The sequence below is a fragment of the Paracoccus pantotrophus genome (genome assembly GCF_008824185.1).
Lineage (GTDB): Bacteria > Pseudomonadota > Alphaproteobacteria > Rhodobacterales > Rhodobacteraceae > Paracoccus > Paracoccus pantotrophus.
This window is the reverse complement of sequence record NZ_CP044426.1, coordinates 1453300-1470631: the sequence shown is the minus strand read 5'-3', so window position 1 is coordinate 1470631 and position 17332 is coordinate 1453300. Positions and strand designations below refer to the sequence as shown.

Genomic DNA, 17332 nt, shown 5'->3' with positions numbered 1-17332 from the left:
GCGGGGCCTATTTCCGGTTTTTGCCGCGCATGGCCAGCGCCCGGCGCAGGTGGCCGGGCAGGATGGCGAAGCCCCTGGCATAGCGCAGGAACAGCCGGCGCGGATTGGACAGCATCCGCCACAGCCATTCCAGCTTGATCCGGCGCACCCATCGCGGCGCTCGGCGCTGGTGGCCCGACAGGAAGTCGAGCCCGGCCCCGATCGAGGCGAAGCCCACATCGCCAAGCGCGTCGCGGGCGCGGATGGCGAATATCTCTTGCCGCGGGGCGCCGAGCGCCAGGAAGCACAGCCGCGCGCCCGAGGCGCGGATGCGGGCGATGATCCCGGCCGCTTCCTCGCCCATCGGGTCGAAGGGAAAGCCCGGCGCATGGGTCAGCGCCACGCGCAGCCCCGGCACCGCCGCCTGCATGCTGCGCGCGGCCAGCGCCAGCGATTCGTCGCTGCTGCCGATCAGCGCCACCGGCAGGCCGGCCCGCGCCGCCTCGGCGGCCAAGGGCAGCACCAGGTCCGAGCCGGGCGCCAGCGCCACCGGCCGCCCGGCGATGCGCGACAGCCAGACGATGGGGTTGCCGTCGGCGCAGACCAGATCATGCGCGCCATAGGCGCGGCGAAAGCGGATGTCCTCGCCCAGCCTTTGCAGGTGATCGACGTTGATCGTGGCGATGGCGAAGCCGCGCCCCTCGGCCAGCCGCCGCCGCACCTCGGCCAGCAGTGCGGAAGAATCCCGGCAATTGACGCGGACGGCATTGCCGTCGGGAAAGCTGAAATGCATGATAAGCCCTCGGGTCCGGCCGGAATCGACGGCAGGATGTGTTGGCGGCGAGGGGATTGCAACGTCCTTCGCAGAGCCGGTCGACAAGGCGCGGGACGGGAGTCGGGCCATGCCCATATTCGCCTTCATGGTGCTGGTGACCTGGCCGGTGGTGGTGGCGGTGCTGTTTCAGCGCATGGAACGGGCGCAGGCGGTGATCTGGTCGATCTTTGCCGGCTACCTGCTGCTGCCGCAGCTGATCGAGATCGACCTGCCCGCCTTTCCCGGCCTGAACAAGCACATGGTCCCGGCGCTGGCCGCCGCCGTCATGGTCTATTTCGTCACCAAGGAGCGCGCCCGGAGCGAGCCCCTGCCGCCGCCCATGGGGGCTTGGGTCGTGCTGCTCCTGGCGATGAACTTCGCCTCGCCGATCCTGACGGCGTTGACCAATCCCGACCCGCTGATCGACGGCGTGACCTATCGGCCGGCCATGTCGATCAGCCAGGGCGTGGCCGACCTGATCGTGCAGACGCTGCTGCTGCTGCCCTTCTTTCTGGGCTACAAGCTGCTCTGGAATGCCAGGGGCGCCCAGCTCTGGGCGCGCAGCCTGCTGCTGGGCGTCCTGTGCTATACCGTGCCCATGCTGATCGAACTGCGGATGAGCCCGCAGATCAACGTCTGGGTCTATGGCTTTTTCCAGCACGATTTCGTCCAGACCATCCGCTATGGCGGCTACCGCCCCATCGTCTTCCTGGAACATCCGCTATGGGTGGCGCTGATGACGATGACCGCCTTCCTGGCCGCCATCGCCTTTGCCCGCAACGAACCGACGCGGCGCAACATCCTGATCGCGGTCTACCTGGCCTGCATCGTCTTCCTGTGCAAATCGGCAGGCGCGCTGGTGCAGTCGCTGATGGCGGCGCCGCTGGTGGCTCTGGCGCGGCCGCGCATGATGGTGCTGGCGGCGGCGCTGGTGGCCACCGCCGCCGTCTCCTATCCGACGCTGCGCACCACCCCCTGGATGCCGCTGCAGGGTATCGTCAACCTGGCCATGTCCATCTCGCCCGAGCGGGGGCGCTCGCTCGAGTTCCGGCTGATGAACGAGGAGGAACTGCTGGAGCGCGCGATGGAGCGGCCGGCTTTCGGCTGGGGCGGCTGGGGGCGGTCGCTGTTCTATGACCCCTATAACGGCCGGCTGACCTCGGTGCCGGACGGGCAATGGGTGATCCTGATCGGCGCGCGGGGCATCTTCGGCTACCTGGCGCAGCTTCTGCTGCTGCTGACGCCGATCCTGGCGTTGCTGCGGGCGATGCCGGGCGGCCGGCATCCGCCCCGCAAGGCCGAGATGGTGGTGCTGGGCGCGATCTCGCTGATGCTGGCGATGAACATGCTGGACCTGATTCCCAATGCGACCATGACGCCGCTGACCTGGCTGACCGCAGGGGCGCTGCTGGGCAATGCACGCCGGCTGCGGCAGGGGGTCTCCGATCCGGCCGATCTGCCGGCGGCCCAGCGGATTCTGCCTAAAAAGGCAGGCCTGCGGACGGTTTTATAGGTTGGTCCGAAGCGCCGGATTCGCTATGCCGGATACGCGCGCCAGTTGTTAAGTCATTGCTGCCCGCCGGGGCATTCCACGAGTTCAATGAGGCACCGCATGGTCTTTGACAAACCCGCCGTCGAAGACGGTGATATCGCTATCATCGGCATGGCCGCCCAGTTGCCGGGCGCCGCGGGGGTCGCCGAATACTGGGACAACCTGTGCCGCGGGGTCGAGTCGATCCGGCGCATCCCCGAGGCCGAGCTGATCGCGCGGGGCGAGTCGCGGGCGCGGCTGTCGGATCCGAACTATGTGCCTTCGGCCGGCATCCTCGGGCAGTTCGACGAATTCGATGCCGAGTTCTTCGGGCTTTCGCCCAAGGAAGCGGCGATCATGGACCCGCAGCACCGCAAGTTCCTGGAAACCTGCTGGCACGCGCTGGAGGATGCCGCCCACCCGCCCGAGCGTTTCGCCGGCAATATCGGCGTCTGGGCCGGTTGCGGCATGGGCAGCTATTACTATTGGAACGTCTGCTCGAACCGCGACCTGGTCGATGGCGTGGGCCATTTCCTGCTGCGCCATACCGGCAACGACAAGGATTTCCTGTCCACCCGCGTCAGCCATGTCTTCGACCTCAAGGGGCCCAGCATCAGCGTGCAGACCGCCTGTTCCAGCTCGCTGGTGGCGATCCACATGGCCTGCCAGTCGCTCAACTCGGGCGAATGCGACATGGCGCTGGCCGGCGGCGTGACCATCGAGCTGCCGCATGGCCTCGGCTATCTCTACAAGGAGAACGAGATCCTGTCGCCCGACGGCCATTGCCATGCCTTCGACCATCGCGCGCAGGGCACCGTCTTCGGCAGCGGCGCGGCGGTGGTGGCGCTGCGCCGGCTGCGTGATGCGCTGGCCGACGGCGATCACATCTGGGCGGTCATCAAGGGCTCGGCCATCAACAACGACGGCGCCGCCAAGGCGGGCTATCTGGCCCCAGCGTCGAGGGCCAGGCGCAGGCGGTGGCCGAGGCGCTGGTCATGGCCGGGGTTTCCTCGGACAGCATCGGCTATGTCGAATGCCACGGCACCGGCACGGCGCTGGGCGACCCGATCGAGGTGGCGGCGCTGAACCAGGCCTATGCGCGGGTCTCGGACGGCACGCGGCAGGGGCCGTGCCGCATCGGCTCGGTCAAGACCAATATCGGCCATCTGGATACGGCGGCGGGCAGCGCGGGCCTCATCAAGTCGGCGCTGGCGGTGCATCACGGCAAGATCCCGGCCAGCCTGAACTACGAGGCGCCCAACCCCGCCATCGACTTTGAGGGCGGACCGTTCCAGGTCAACGACCGGCTCAGCGACTGGCCGGTGCCGGGACCGCGCCGGGCCGGGGTGAACTCGCTGGGCGTCGGCGGCACCAATGCGCATGTGATCGTGCAGGAACCGCCGCTGGCCGAGGCTTCGGACGAATCCGACTGGCCCTTCCACATCATCGCCGTCTCGGGCCGCAGCAAGGCGGCGCTGGATGCCAATTCGGCCGCGCTGGCGGGCTGGCTGCAGGCCAATCCGGGCGTGGACATGGCCGACCTGTGCTTTACCCTGACGCAGGGCCGGCGGCAGTTCGACCGCCGGCGCGTGCTGGTCGCGCATGATGCGGCCGAGGCGGCGCGGCTTCTGGCCGATCCCGATCCGCTGCTGGTCTTCGATCACCAGCAGGCGGGCGATCCGGCCGAGGCGGTGTTCATGCTGCCCGGCGGCGGCGCGCAATATGCCGGCATGGCGCGCGGACTCTACCAGACCGAGCCGGTGTTCCGCGAATGGATGGACCGCGGCCTCGACCATATGGCGGCCACGCATGGCACCGACCTGCGCGCGCTCTGGCTGCCCGAGCCGGGCGCCGAGGCCGAGGCGGACCGCCGGCTTCTGCAGCCCTCGCTGCAACTGCCGCTGCTGATGATCACCGAATACGCGCTGGCGCAGCTGTGGATCAGCTGGGGCGTGACGCCGGCGGCGCTGATCGGCCATTCCATGGGCGAGAACACCGCTGCCTGCATCGCCGGCGTGATGAGCTTTCAGGATTGCATCGGCCTGGTGCGCCTGCGCGGGCTGCTGATGGACCGGGTGCCGGCGGGCGGCATGCTGTCGGTGCCGCTTGCGCCCGAGGATTTCGCCGCCGAGCTGGCCGAACTGGAACTGGACCTCGCGGCGGTGAACGGGCCGGGCCTGTCGGTGGTCTCCGGCCCTGACGCGGCGCTGGACCGCTTTGCCGAGCGCATGGCGGCGCGCGAGGTGGAATGCCAGCGCATTGCCATCTCCATCGCCGCGCATTCGCGGCTGCTGGAGCCGGTGCTGGGCGAATTCCGCGCCTATCTCGCCTCGATCCCGCTGAATGCGCCGCAGATCCCGATCATCTCGAACCGCTCGGGCCTGCCGCTGACGGCGGCCGAGGCGACCAGCCCCGACTATTGGGTCGCGCATCTGCGCGGCACCGTGCGCTTTGCCGACGGCATCGCGCATCTGGCGCAGGTGCCGGGGCGGGTGTTCGTCGAGGTCGGGCCGGGCCGGGCCATGCAGGCCATGACCAAGGCGCATCCGGCGGTCGCCGCCAACCAGGTGATCTCGACCCTGCGCCACCGCGATCACGCCACCGGCGACGACAGCTATTTCATGGCTGCGCTGGCGCGCTTCTGGGCCTGCGGCGGGCAGATCGACTGGGATCAGGTCTGGGGCGGTGCCCGGCGCCGGCGCCTGTCGCTGCCGGGCTATGCCTTCCAGCGCAGGCGCTATTTCATCGAGCGTTCGGCCAATGCCGCGGCGGAGACCGCCGAGGAACTGGCCCGGATCGAGGAGCCGGCGGACTGGGGCTGGCGCCCGGCCTGGAAGCTGGCATCGCCGAATATCGAGATCGGGCCGCAGGGGCCGGTCGCGCAGGGGCAGCGGAACTGGCTGGTCTTTGCCGACGATCTGGGCCTTGCCGAGCGCGTGATCGATGCGCTGCGGTCCCGCGGCCAGCGCGTCGCGGCGGTCGAGGTGGGCGATACCTTCGCCGATAAGGGCCAAGACCGCTTCACCCTTCCGGTCGAATCCGACCGCGAGGGCTATGAGATGCTGCTGGCCGCGCTGGCCGGGCAGGACATGGTGCCCGACCGCATCCTGCATCTGTGGTCGGTGACGCAGGGGGCGAAGTTCCGTCCCGGCTCCAGCCTGCTCAACAGCCAGTTGGAGCGCGGCTTCTTCGGCCTTTTGCATCTGGCCCAGGCCATCGGCGCCGAACTGCCGGATGCGAAGCTGGAGGTGATCGCCATCTGCAACGACGCGCTGCGCGTCGCCGACGAACCGGCGCCGGTGCCGGAAAAGGCCACCGCCGCCGGGCCGATCCGCGTCATGCCGCATGAGATGCCGAACGTCTCGGGCCGTCTGGTGGATGTGCGTCTGCCGGCGAAGGGGGGCCTGGAGGCGCTGGCCGCCAACCTGCTGGAGGAGGCGCTGGCCCCCTCGGGCGCCGCCGTCGCCGCATGGCGCGACGGGCGCCGCTTTGAGCAAAGCCTTGAAAAGGTCGCGCTGGAGGATGACGGCATGGCCGCCATCCCGCAGGGCGCGGCCTGCCTGATCACCGGCGGCTTCGGCGGCATCGGCCAGGCCATCGCCCGTGAGCTGGCGCAGCGCGGCGGCGCGAAACTGGCGTTGACCACGCGCGGCCGGGTGGATTCGCCGGCCGTCATGGCCTCGGTCCGGCAGTTGGAATCGCTGGGCGCCGAGGTGCTGGCGATCCGCGCCGACGTGACCAGCCCCGAGGACATGGCCCGCGCCGTGGCCGAGACCAAGGCGCGCTTCGGCAGCCTCGACGTGGTGCTGCACGCCGCGGGCGTGATCCGCGACAGCCTGATCGCCGCCAAGACCGACGACGAGGCCTGGGACGTGCTGGCGCCGAAGCTGCTGGGCACCCGCGCGCTGATCGAGGCGCTGGCGGACAATCCCGCCAAGCTGACGGTGCTGTTCTCCTCGACCTCCTCGGTGATCGCGCCGGCGGGGCAGGCGGATTACGTCGCCGCCAACGAATATCTGAACGCGGTGGCACGCTTGGCGCCCGCGGCGCTGGGCCGGGTGGTGGCGGTCAACTGGGGCGTCTGGGCCGATGCCGGCATGGCGGCGCGGGCGATGGGGCTCGACACCGCCTCGGCCGTCGCTGTGCCGCAGGGCCGGCCGCTCTTGGACGAAAGCCTGCCCATGCCGGGCGGGCGCGAGTTCCGCACCGCGCTGAAGATGCAGGACTGGATCATCGGCGGCCACAAGACCGCCCAGGGCCAGGCGCTGATGCCCGGCACCGGCTGGATCGAGCTGATCTCGGAAGCCGCGCTGGAATGCGGGCTGGCCCTGCCGCTGGCGATCCGCGAGTTGGAATTCCGCCGCCCGGTGCTGGTTTTCGATACCGCGCTGGTCAGCACCCGCGTCCTGCCCGAGGGCGATGCCATGCGCGTCGAGATCCTGGACGATCCGCAGGGCGAGCCGAATGTCTCGGCGCTGGTTTTCGGATTGCACGAGGCGGCGCCCGAGCCGCTGGCCGTCGGCGGGCCGTGGGATCGGGACGGGCAGGGCGCGGCGCTGCCTTCGGCGCAGGAAGGCCGGATGGATTTCGGCCCGCGCTGGCAGGTGCTGCGCCGCTATCGCATTGTCGGCGACGAGGGCGTGGCGGAGCTGTCGCTTGCGCCCGAATACGCTGCCGAGGCCGGGGAATGGCTGGCGCATCCGGCGCTTCTGGACATCGCCACCGGCTGGGCCATGCCGCTTATCAAGGGCTGGACGCCCGAGCATCTCTGGGTGCCGATGGGCTATGGTTCGATTCGGCTTTATGCGCCCTTGCCGGCGCAGGTCATCAGCCGCATCCGCAATGCCGGCGAGAACATCGACGCGCAGGGCATGGCGCAATTCGACATCACCCTGGCGGCGGCGGACGGCACGGTCTGCGCCGAGATCAAGGGCTTTGCCCTGCGCAAGCTGGCGGCGGCGATTGCCGCCACGCCGCAGGCGCGGGTGCAGCCGCCGCGCAGCCTGTCCCCGGCCGAGCGGCGCTTGCATCACAATATCAGCCAGGGCATCCCGGCCGCCATCGGCCCGGCCATGCTCAGCCGCGCCATCTCGACCGGGCTTTCTCAAGTCTATGTCTCGTCGCTGGACCTGCCGGCGCTGATCGCCGAGGCGGGGGTGGTCGAGGATGCCGCGCCCGCCGAGGGCGGCTTCGAGCGCCCCGACCTCGACAGCGATTTCGTCGAACCGTCGCCGGGCATCCAGGCCGAGCTGGCGGCGATCTGGTCCGAACTCCTGGGCATCGCCCAGGTCGGCGCCGCCGACAGCTTCTTCGACCTGGGCGGCCATTCGCTGATCGCGGTGCGCATGTTCGGCCAGCTGCGCAAGGCTTTCGGCGTCGACCTGCCGATCTCGACCCTGTTCGAGGCGCCGACCATCGCCGAATTGGCCGCATTGGTCGAGGAGCGCACCGGCCCGCGCGAGCTGGTCTCGCCCGACAACGTGCGCGAGCTGCCGGTCTCGGCCCGGCCGCGCTTCCGCTTCCTCGTCGATATGGGCGGGCGGGGCGAGGGCACGCCCTTCTTCATGGTCGCCGGCATGTTCGGCAACATCATGAACCTGCGGCAGCTGGCGCAGCGGCTGGGGCCGGACCGCCGCTTCTGGGGTATCCAGGCGCGCGGCCTTCTGGGCGACGACAAGCCGCATGAGGATTTCACCGAGGCCGCCCGCGACTATATCGAGGAACTGCGCCAGGTGCAGCCGACCGGCCCCTATCTGATCGGCGGCTTCTCGGGCGGCGGGCTGACCGCCTATGAGATGGCGCGGCAGTTGCGCGCGGCGGGCGAGGAGGTGGCGATGCTGGTCATGCTCGACACGCCCTTGCCGCTGCGCGAGCCGGTCAGCCGCAAGGACCGGCTGGCGATCCGCCTGGGCGAATTGCGCGAGGGGGGCGCGGGCTTTCTCTGGAAATGGCTGCGCGACCGCGTCGCCTACGAGTTCCAGCGCCGCAGCAAGGCCAGAGCGGTCGAGGCCGAGGTCGGCTCGGAGGCGACCGGCACCTTCCACGACCTCGCCATCGAGGCGGCTTTCCTGGCGGCGCTGCCCAAGATGCGGCTTTCGGTCTGGGCCGGACCGGTGGCGATGTTCCGCCCGCCGCTCGACCGGCGTTGGAAGGTGACGGGCGGGCGCTGGATCAATTCCGGCCGCGACTATGTGGTCGAGGACAATGGCTGGACGCCCTGGATGCCCGACCTGCGGGTGATCGAGGTGCCGGGCGACCACGATTCCATGGTGCTGGAGCCGAACGTGCGCCGCCTTGCCTCGGTTCTGCGCGAGATCCTGCGCGATGCCGATGCGGACGCCCCGGCTAGGGTCAAGGCGGCGGAGTGACCATGGACCAGGCCGCCACCCCGCCCAGCGTCCATGTCATCGTGCTGAACTGGCGCACGCCAGAGATGTCCTTGCAGGCCGCCGAGGCCGCGTTGCGCGAAATGCAGGGCATCGATGGCGGGCTGACCATCGTGGACAACGATTCCGGCGATGGCAGCTACGAGGCGATGCTGGCCGGGGCGCAGGTGCGCGGCTGGCCTTCGGATCGCGTCGCGGTGGTGCAGTCGGGCTGGAACGGCGGCTTCGGCGCCGGCAACAATCACGGCATCCGGCAGGGTCTGCCGGACGGGCGCCGCGCCGACCTGGTCTATCTGCTGAACTCGGACGCCATTCCGCAGCCCGGCGCGATCCGGGCGCTGGTCGACTATCTGGCTGCGCATCCGCGGGCCGGGATCGCCTGCTCGCGCTTGCGCGGCACCGATGACGTGCCGCATACCACCGCCTTCCGCTTTCCCAGCGCCCTGAGCGAGTTCGAGGCGATGAGCCGCACCGGGCCGATCTCGCGCCTGCTCAGCCGCAAGGTCGTCTCGCTGCCCCAGCCCTTGGTCTCGGGGCGGGTGGACTGGTCGGCGGGGGCGTCGATGATGATCCGCATGGAGGTGCTGGACCGCATCGGGCTCTTCGACGAGGGGTTCTTTCTTTACTACGAGGAAACCGACTTGTGCCGTCGCGCCGCGCTGGCGGGCTGGCAGACCCATTACGTCGTCGAAAGCCTGGTGCTGCATATCGGTTCGGTCAGCACCGGCATGAAGGAATGGCGGCGCGCGCCGGATTACTGGTACGACTCGCGCCGGCGCTATTTCGAGAAACATCATGGGCGGCTGGGTGCGCTTTGGGCCACGGCCGCCCATCTGGGGGGCGCGGGGGTGTTCCGCCTGCGCTGCCTGTTGTCGGGGCGCAAGCCGGACGGGCCGCCGGGCCATCTGGCGCAGCTGATGCGTCACGCCTTTCGTCCGCAACCAAAGCCCGTTCATGTTGAAAAGGGTAAGCCATGACGCAATTTTCCGCGATTCTGGTGGGTAACGAATCCCTCTTGCGCCACGCGGCCGAGACGCTGCTGGCGCGCGGGCATCGCATCCATGCGGTGGTGACGCGCAATCCCGACCTGCGCGACTGGGCGCAGGGCGCCGGTCTTGCGGTCGAGGATCAGGACGCGCCGATGGCCCCCGATGCGCCGCCTGCCGACTGGCTGTTCAGCGTCGCCAACCTGTCGATCCTGCGCCCCGAGATGCTGGCGCGCGGCCGGCTGGGCGCGATCAACTTCCACGACGGGCCGCTGCCGCGGCTGGCGGGGCTGAACGCCCCGGTCTGGGCGATCATCGGCGGCGAGGCGCAGCACGGCGTCACCTGGCACATGATCGAAGGCGGCGTGGACGAGGGCGACATCCTCACCCAGACCCTGTTCGAGATCCGCCCCGACGATACCGCGCTGACCCTGAACGCCCGCTGCTTCGCCCGCGGGGCCGAAAGCTTTGCCGAGGTGGTGGCGCAGCTGGAAGGGGCCGGCTCGCAGCGGGTGAAGCAGGACCTGTCGCAGCGCAGCTATGTCGGCCGCGACAAGCGCCCCGAGGCCGCGGGCGTGATCGATTTTGCCCAGCCGGCGGGGCGCATCTGCGCGCTGGTGCGCGGGCTCGATCATGGCGGCTACTGGAACCCGCTGGCCGAGGCCAAGGTCCGGCTGGCCGATGGCCGGGTGCTGGCAGTCACCGCCTCGGCCGGGACCGAGCCGGCCAGCGCCGCGCCGGGCACCGTGCTGGCCCTTCACGGCGATATCGCCACCATCGCCGCCGCGGATGCGGCGATCCGGCTGGTCTTTCGCGGCGAGCTGCCTCCGGTCGGCACGGTGATCCCGGCGCTGGCCGCCGAGGAGCGCGCGCGGCTGACCGATCTGGCCGCGCAGGCCGCCAAGCATGACGGCTTCTGGCGCGCGCGGCTGACGCGGATGAACCCGGCGGTGCTGCCGGGCGAGGGCTCGGGCGCGACGCAGCGCCTGCCCCTGCTGCCCGGCGATGCGCCCGAGCGCATCGCGCTGGCCGCGGCGCTGCTGGCGCGGCTGGCCGGACAGGCCCAGTTCGACCTGGCGCTGCGGCCGCAGGGCCAGCCCGAGGCGGCGGGCATCGTTGCCGACTGGCAGCCGCTGGCGGTCGAGGCGCCGGGCGAGCGCACGCTGGCCGATCTGGGACAGGCGCTGGCGGCAGAGATCGCCGATCAGGCGAAGCGCGGCTTCTTCATGGCCGACCTGCTGCACCGCGCGCCCGAGCTGCGCGACATGGCCACGCCGGATCTGGCGATCAGCCTGCATGCCGGCGGCCCGGTCAATGGCGCGGCGCTGACCGTGACCCTGGCCGGGGACGGCGCATGGCTGGACCACGACCCGGCCCGCGTCACGCCGGCGCAGGCGCAGCGGCTGGCCCGGGCGCTGGACGGCGGGCTGGCGCTGCCCGGCTCCACGGCGCTGCGCGACATCCCCCTGATGGACGCGGCCGAGCGCGAGGAGCTGCTGGTCGGCCGCAATGCCACGCAGCTGGATGTGCGGCTGGCCTGCATTCACGAGCTGATCGCGGAAAAGGCCGCCGAGAACCCCGATGCGGTGGCGCTGGCTTTCGAGGATCACAGCCTGACCCGCAGCCAGCTGGATCGCGCCGCCAACGCGCTGGCCGAAAAGCTGGTGGCGATGGGCGTCGGCCCGGACCAGCCGGTGGGCCTGTTCGCGAAACGCTCGCCCGAGCTGGTGATCGGCGCGCTGGCGATCTGGAAGGCGGGCGGCGCCTATGTGCCGCTCGACCCGGACTACCCCGCCGACCGCATCGAGCTGTACATCGAGGATTCCGGCGCGCGGGTGGTGTTGGTCCAGGACGGTCTGGCCGAGAGGCTGCCCGCGCATGGCGCGCAGGTGGTGGCCATTCCGACCGACCTGCCGCATGGTCTGGTGGCGGCGCCGGTCAACCAGGCCGGGCCGGAAAACCTGGCCTATCTGATCTACACCTCGGGCTCGACCGGCCGGCCCAAGGGGGTGATGGTCGAGCATCGCAACGTGGCGAACTTCTTCGCCGGCATGGATGTGGTGATCCCGCACCAGCCGGGCGATGCCTGGCTGGCGGTCACGAGCCTGTCCTTCGACATCTCGGTGCTGGAGATCTTCTGGTCGCTGGCGCGGGGGCTGAAACTGGTGATCGCGGGCGAGGAATCGCGGCTCGCCGTCTCCTCGACGCCGGCGCAGCCGCGCCGCGAGCCATCCGGCGGCATGGATTTCAGCCTGTTCTACTGGGGCAATGACGACGGCCCCGGCCCGAAGAAATACCAGCTTTTGCTGGAGGGCGCGCGCTTTGCCGACCAGAACGGCTTCGTCGCGGTCTACACCCCCGAGCGGCATTTCCACGCCTTCGGCGGCCCCTATCCGAACCCGGCGGTTTCCGGCGCGGCGGTGGCGGCGGTGACGAAAAACGTCGCCGTGCGCGCCGGCAGCTGCGTGCTGCCGCTGCATCATCCGGCCCGCGTGGCCGAGGAATGGGCGGTGATCGACAACCTGACCTCGGGCCGGGCGGGGCTGGCCATCGCCTCGGGCTGGCAGCCGGACGATTTCGTGCTGCGCCCGGAAAACGCGCCGCCGAACAACAAGACCGCACTGGCCCAGGGGATCGACCAGCTGCGCCGGCTGTGGCGCGGCGAGGCGGTCGAGTTCCCGCGCAAGGACGGCAGCCTGTTCGGCGTGGTGACGCAGCCGCGTCCGGTGCAAAAGGAACTGCCGCTGTGGATGACCGTCGCCGGCAACCCGGAAACCTGGGTCGAGGCCGGGCGGCTGGGCATGAACGTGCTGACCCATCTGCTGGGGCAAAGTATCGACACGGTCGCGGCGCGGATCAAGGATTACCACGCGGCGCTGCGCGAGGCCGGCCATGACCCGGCGCGCTTTACCGTCACGCTGATGCTGCATACCTGCCTGGCCGAGGATCGCGAGACGGCGCGCGAGATCGCCCGCGAGCCGATGAAGAACTACCTGAAAAGCGCCGCGGCGCTGGTCAAGCAATATGCCTGGGATTTCCCGGCCTTCCGCCGCCCGGCGGGCATGACCAACCCGATGGCCATCGACCTCGGCTCGCTCTCCGAGGAAGAGCTGGACGGCATCCTGGAATTCGCTTTCCTGCGCTATTTCGAGGATTCCGGCCTTTTCGGCTCCATCGAGGACGGCATCGCGCGGGTCGAGCAGCTGAAGGCCATCGGCGTGGGCGAGATCGCCTGCCTGATCGACTATGGCATCGCGCCCGAGCAGGTCATGGCCGGCTTCCCGCTGCTGGCGCGGCTGCGGGCCGAGGTGAACCCGCATGGCGCGGAACCCGAGGACGGCGATTTCTCGATCGCGGCGCAGATCCGGCGCTGGAAGGTGACGCATCTGCAATGCACGCCCAGCATGGCGCGCATCCTGGTCTCGGACCCGCAGGTGGCGGCGGCCATGGCCGGGCTGAAATGCATGATGGTCGGCGGCGAGGCGCTGCCGCCCTCGCTGCTGGCCGAAATCAGGGCGGCCACGCGGGCGCGGGTGCTGAACATGTATGGCCCGACCGAGACGACGATCTGGTCCACGGTGGCCGATCTGACCGATGCGGCCGAGGTGACGCTGGGCCGGCCCATCGCCAATACCCAGCTTTACGTGCTGGACGCCGACGGTGTGCCGGCCCCCCCCGGCGCGCCGGGCGAGCTTTGGATCGGCGGCCATGGTGTGACCCGCGGCTATTGGCGGCGCGAGGACCTGACTGCGGCGGCTTTCCGTCCCGATCCCTTCGTGCCCGCGGATCGCGGCGCGCCCTGGGGCGCGCGCATGTATCGCACAGGCGATCTGGTGCGCTGGCGCGAGGATGGCGGCCTCGACTATATCGGCCGGGCCGACCACCAGGTGAAGCTGCGCGGCTTCCGCATCGAGCTGGGCGAGATCGAGGCGCGGCTGGCCGCCCAGCCCGGCGTGCGCGAGGCGGTGGCGCTGGTGCGCGAGGATGCGCCCGGCGACAAGCGGCTGGTGGCCTATGTCACCGGCGCGGGCGAGTTGTGCGAGAAGGGGCTGCGCGAGGCGCTGCTGGCGCATCTGCCGGCGCATATGGTGCCGGGGCGGATCGTGCGGCTGGAAAAGATGCCGCTGACCCCGAACCGCAAGATCGACCGCAAGCATCTGCCGGTGCCGGGGGCCGTCGCCTCCGCTCCGGTGGCGGCGCCGACCGTCGAGGCCACCACCGCTGTCGCCGCCAACGCCCCGACCGAGGATCTGGCGCAGGCGGTGCAGGCGCTGTGGTCCGAGGTGCTGGGCGTCGAGCAGATCGGCCCGCGCGACAACTTCTTCGCGCTCGGCGGGCATTCGTTGCTGGCGATCCAGCTGCACCGGACCATGCGCGACCGGCTGGCGCTGCCGCGGCTGGGCGTGACGGATATCTTCCGCTTCCCGGTCATGGCGGATTTCCTGAAGCATGTCGCCTCGCTGGCGCCGGCTAGCACGGCGGCCGCCCCGGCGGTGCCCGCGCCTGCACCTGCGCCCACGCCCAAGCCTACGCCGCCAGCGGTGCCCGAGCCGGTTCTGGCGGCCGAGGATGCCATGGCCCGGCGCCGGGCCCTGCGGGCGCAGTTGCGCGGTGGGCGGTGAGCGGGGCGGCGGCGCTCGACGCGCTGGCACGGCGCCTGCTGCCCGCGGGTCATGGCTGCGCGGTGCTGCCGCTGACGGCCGAGCCGGCGCCGCTTTTGCCCGAGGAGGCGGGGGCCATCGCCCGCGCTGTCCCGAAGCGGCGGCGCGAGTTCGCCTTGGGGCGCATGGCGCTGCGCGCGGCGATCCGGCAGGCCGGGCATGACCTGCCGGCGGATCGACCCATCCCGGCGCGTTCCGACCGCCGGCCGGACCTGCCGCCGGGCATCCGCGCCAGTCTGTCGCATGGCGGCGATTACTGCATCGCCATCGCTGCCCCACCCGGCGGGGCCAGCGTCGGGGTCGATCTTGAGCCTTGCGGCCGCGCCCTTCCGGAAGGTCTGGCCGAGACCATCATGCCCTTTCGCCTGAAGGGGGCCGGGGATGCCTTGCTGGCCTTTTGCGCCAAGGAGGCGATGTTCAAGGCGCAATATCCGCTGACAGGTCGAATGCTGGACTTCCGCGCGGTCCCGGTGGTGATCGATGCGCTGCGGTTCCGCGCCTGCATGGGCGACCGGCTGATCGGCGGGCGCTGGGGGCAGGCGGCGGGCTATTGGCTGGCGCTCAGCCTGTGGCGCGGCTGAACAGCGCCGCCAGACGCCGGGCGGATTCGCGGATATCGTGGCGTTCCGTGACGCGGGCGCGGGCCGCGGCGCCCATGCGTTCCAGCGTGGCGTGGTCGGTTTCGGCGGCTTGCAGCATGGTTTCGGCCAGGGCCTCGGCATCGCTGGCGGGGACCAGCCAGCCCTCTTGTCCGGGGCGGACCAGTTCGGGGATGCCGGCGATATAGGTGGCGATCACCGGGCGGGCGCAGGCCATGGCCTCCATGATGACCACCGGCAGGCCCTCGGCGAAGCTGGGCGCGACCAGCGCATGCGCGGCCTCCATGGCGGCGCGCACGCCCGCCTCGTCCTGCCAGCCAAGCAGGCGGACGGCCTGGCCCATGCCCTCGGCGGCGACCAGCGCCTCGATCTGCGGGCGCAATTCGCCATCGCCGACCAGCGACAGGCGCAAGCCGGGGGCGCGGCGCCAGGCCAGGGCGAAGGCGCGGATCAGCAGGCCGAAGCCCTTCTGCTCGGCAAAGCGGCCGACGGCGACCATGTGGAACGGGCCGGGCGGCAGGGGCCGCGGCTGGGTCCAGCGGTCCAGGTCCAGGCCGCAATGCACGACATGGACCTTGTCCCAGTCGCCGGGCCCTGCCCAGCGGCAAAGCTGCGAGCGGCCATAGCTGCTGACGGCGACGCAGAACGCGGCCAGGGCCAGCTTTCCGCCCAGGTCCAGCGCCTGGATGTTGTCGAACTCCTCGGGGCCGTGGACGGTGAAGCTGAAGCGCGGACCGTCCAGCAGGCGCGCATAGGCGGCGACCCTGGCCGAATTGGTGCCAAAATGCGCATGGATATGCGCAAGCCCCAGTTCCCGTGCCCGGCCGGCCACCCGCGCCCCTTCGGCCATATAGATCAGCTGCCGGGCAAGGCTGCTTTCCCCGGCCCGTGCCCGGCGCCGCGCCAGCCGCATGGCGGCGGCGAACTGCGCCGGATTTGCCGCGCCCCGGCCGGCGAGATCGGCCAGAAGCCGGCCGGCCCCGGCCTCCAGCACCCGCTCGGTGCGGGCATGTTCGGCCAGGTCGGCGGGGTCGCTCAGAGCGCCGCTGTCGCCCCGCATGGCGAATCGGTGGATTTCAAGCCCCTGGGCCTCAAGCGCCGCGATTTCCCGCCGGATGAAGCTGTGCGAGGGGCGGGGGTAGGTATTGATCAAATAACCGATTCGCAAGGCGGCGATCCCTTTCCCAAGAAAAAAAGCCCTCGGGCCGCGTTATTGGCCGAGGTTTTCGGCTGGTTGGCGCTTATTTTTGCTGAACAATGGGCGGATATGCCGTATTACCGCAAGACGCACCAAAGTTTGTCTAGCGATTTCCGGTTTCTTTGGCACTATTGATCCGAGGATTTGTACATTTGAGGAGAAAACCTCTGACTGGCATCCTGACCCTTGGTGTCGCAATTGCCTTGGCCAGCGCGCTGATCGGGTTTGCCGCCTTCGATCTGCCGTTCTGGGCCGCGCTGCTGATCTATATCGTCAGCGGAACGGCCGCTATCCTTTTCATCGCCTGGCGGCGTTTCAGGTGCGTCGAGCGGCACGAGATGCAGGCCGAACGCGGCCGCACCGTTCAATAGCCGGTGCAGCGCAGCACCACGCCCACGGTCCTGGCGATGATGGCGACATCGCTGCTGAAGCTCAACTCGGCTGCATAGCGCGCGTCGAAAGTCGCGCGGGCGGCGAAGGTGCTGTCATTGCGGTCCGAGATCTGCCACAGCCCGGTGACACCCGGCCGCAGATGATAGTAATCCGCCCCCGGATAAAGCGGTGCCTGTTCGATCATCATCGGCCGCGGGCCGACGATGCTCATGTCGCCGCGCAGCACGTTCCACAGCTGCGGCAACTCGTCCAGAGAAGTCTTGCGCAAGAAGCGGCCAGTCGAGGTGATGCGCGGATCGTTCTTCAGCTTCTGCGTCAGATCCCATTCCGCCCTGGCCTCGGGATTGGCGGCCAGGTATTCCGCCAGCCGCCGATCTGCATCCTCGACCATGGTGCGCAGCTTCCACAACCGGAAGCTGCGGCCGGACCGGCCGACCCGCAACTGGGTGTAGAAAGGCTTCTCGCCATGCCACAGGATCACCAGCGCCAGGATCAGAACCACCGGCACTACAATCGGCACCGCCAGAAGCACGGCGGTAATGTCCAGCGGCCGCTTGATAAAGCGCGAGTAAAGGGAGCGGGCCCCCAGGGGTTGATTGGTGTTTCCGTTTGCGGCCGTTTGCAGCACCGGGTCGATTGTCTCGATATCGAAATCCGTGGTGTGCCGCATTTCAAAACCCGCCCTCATCACTACACTCGCAGTATAGCTGTGCGTTTGAATAAAACTAGAACGAATTTGGACACTGCCGAAAAGTATAGGTTCGTTTAAAAACAATTGGTTGCAA

9 protein-coding genes and 1 pseudogene are annotated in these 17332 nt (G+C 69.8%); 7 read left to right on the top strand and 3 right to left on the bottom strand.

Features of this window, described 5'->3' with window-relative positions; all coding sequences use genetic code 11:
- Positions 1 to 7 precede the first annotated feature (7 nt).
- The gene (locus tag ESD82_RS17745; protein ID WP_147427706.1) at positions 8 to 772 is read right to left on the bottom strand and encodes a WecB/TagA/CpsF family glycosyltransferase; all 765 of its coding nucleotides are present in this window, start codon (positions 770 to 772) and stop codon (positions 8 to 10) included.
- Positions 773 to 881: 109 nt separating this feature from the next.
- Here ESD82_RS17745 and ESD82_RS17740 point away from each other — a divergent pair, with 109 nt between their 5' ends.
- The 5 genes and pseudogenes from ESD82_RS17740 (at position 882) to ESD82_RS17720 (ending at position 14938) form a co-directional block, all read left to right on the top strand.
- Positions 882 to 2306, top strand: a complete 1425-nt coding sequence (locus tag ESD82_RS17740) for a hypothetical protein (protein WP_147427707.1) — start codon at positions 882 to 884, stop codon at positions 2304 to 2306.
- 99 nt (positions 2307 to 2405) lie between these two features.
- A pseudogene (locus ESD82_RS17735) lies at positions 2406 to 8692 on the top strand (type I polyketide synthase).
- Positions 8693 to 8694: 2 nt separating this feature from the next.
- Positions 8695 to 9687 (top strand): glycosyltransferase family 2 protein, encoded by a 993-nt coding sequence (locus tag ESD82_RS17730; protein ID WP_147428279.1) that lies wholly within the window; start codon positions 8695 to 8697, stop codon positions 9685 to 9687.
- Positions 9684 to 14318 (top strand): MupA/Atu3671 family FMN-dependent luciferase-like monooxygenase, encoded by a 4635-nt coding sequence (locus ESD82_RS17725; protein ID WP_147427709.1) that lies wholly within the window; start codon positions 9684 to 9686, stop codon positions 14316 to 14318. Before ESD82_RS17730 ends, ESD82_RS17725 begins: the two co-directional genes overlap by 4 nt.
- Positions 14315 to 14938, top strand: a complete 624-nt coding sequence (locus ESD82_RS17720) for a 4'-phosphopantetheinyl transferase family protein (RefSeq protein ID WP_024844118.1) — start codon at positions 14315 to 14317, stop codon at positions 14936 to 14938. Before ESD82_RS17725 ends, ESD82_RS17720 begins: the two co-directional genes overlap by 4 nt.
- Here ESD82_RS17720 and ESD82_RS17715 read toward each other — a convergent pair.
- Entirely contained in the window at positions 14919 to 16124 is a 1206-nt protein-coding gene (locus ESD82_RS17715) for a glycosyltransferase (RefSeq protein ID WP_147427710.1), read from the bottom strand. The genes ESD82_RS17720 and ESD82_RS17715 overlap by 20 nt on opposite strands.
- Between ESD82_RS17715 and ESD82_RS21875 the strand changes: the two genes are divergently transcribed.
- Positions 16026 to 16289, top strand: coding sequence for a hypothetical protein (locus tag ESD82_RS21875; RefSeq protein ID WP_167521756.1), 264 nt, complete (start codon positions 16026 to 16028; stop codon positions 16287 to 16289). The genes ESD82_RS17715 and ESD82_RS21875 overlap by 99 nt on opposite strands.
- 68 nt (positions 16290 to 16357) lie before the next feature.
- Positions 16358 to 16525 carry a hypothetical protein gene (locus tag ESD82_RS17710; protein ID WP_231486675.1) on the top strand — a complete coding sequence of 56 codons (168 nt, stop codon included), beginning with the start codon at positions 16358 to 16360 and terminating at the stop codon, positions 16523 to 16525.
- Here ESD82_RS17710 and ESD82_RS17705 read toward each other — a convergent pair.
- Positions 16519 to 17217, bottom strand: a complete 699-nt coding sequence (locus tag ESD82_RS17705) for a sugar transferase (RefSeq protein ID WP_024844121.1) — start codon at positions 17215 to 17217, stop codon at positions 16519 to 16521. The genes ESD82_RS17710 and ESD82_RS17705 overlap by 7 nt on opposite strands.
- Positions 17218 to 17332: the final 115 nt, after the last annotated feature.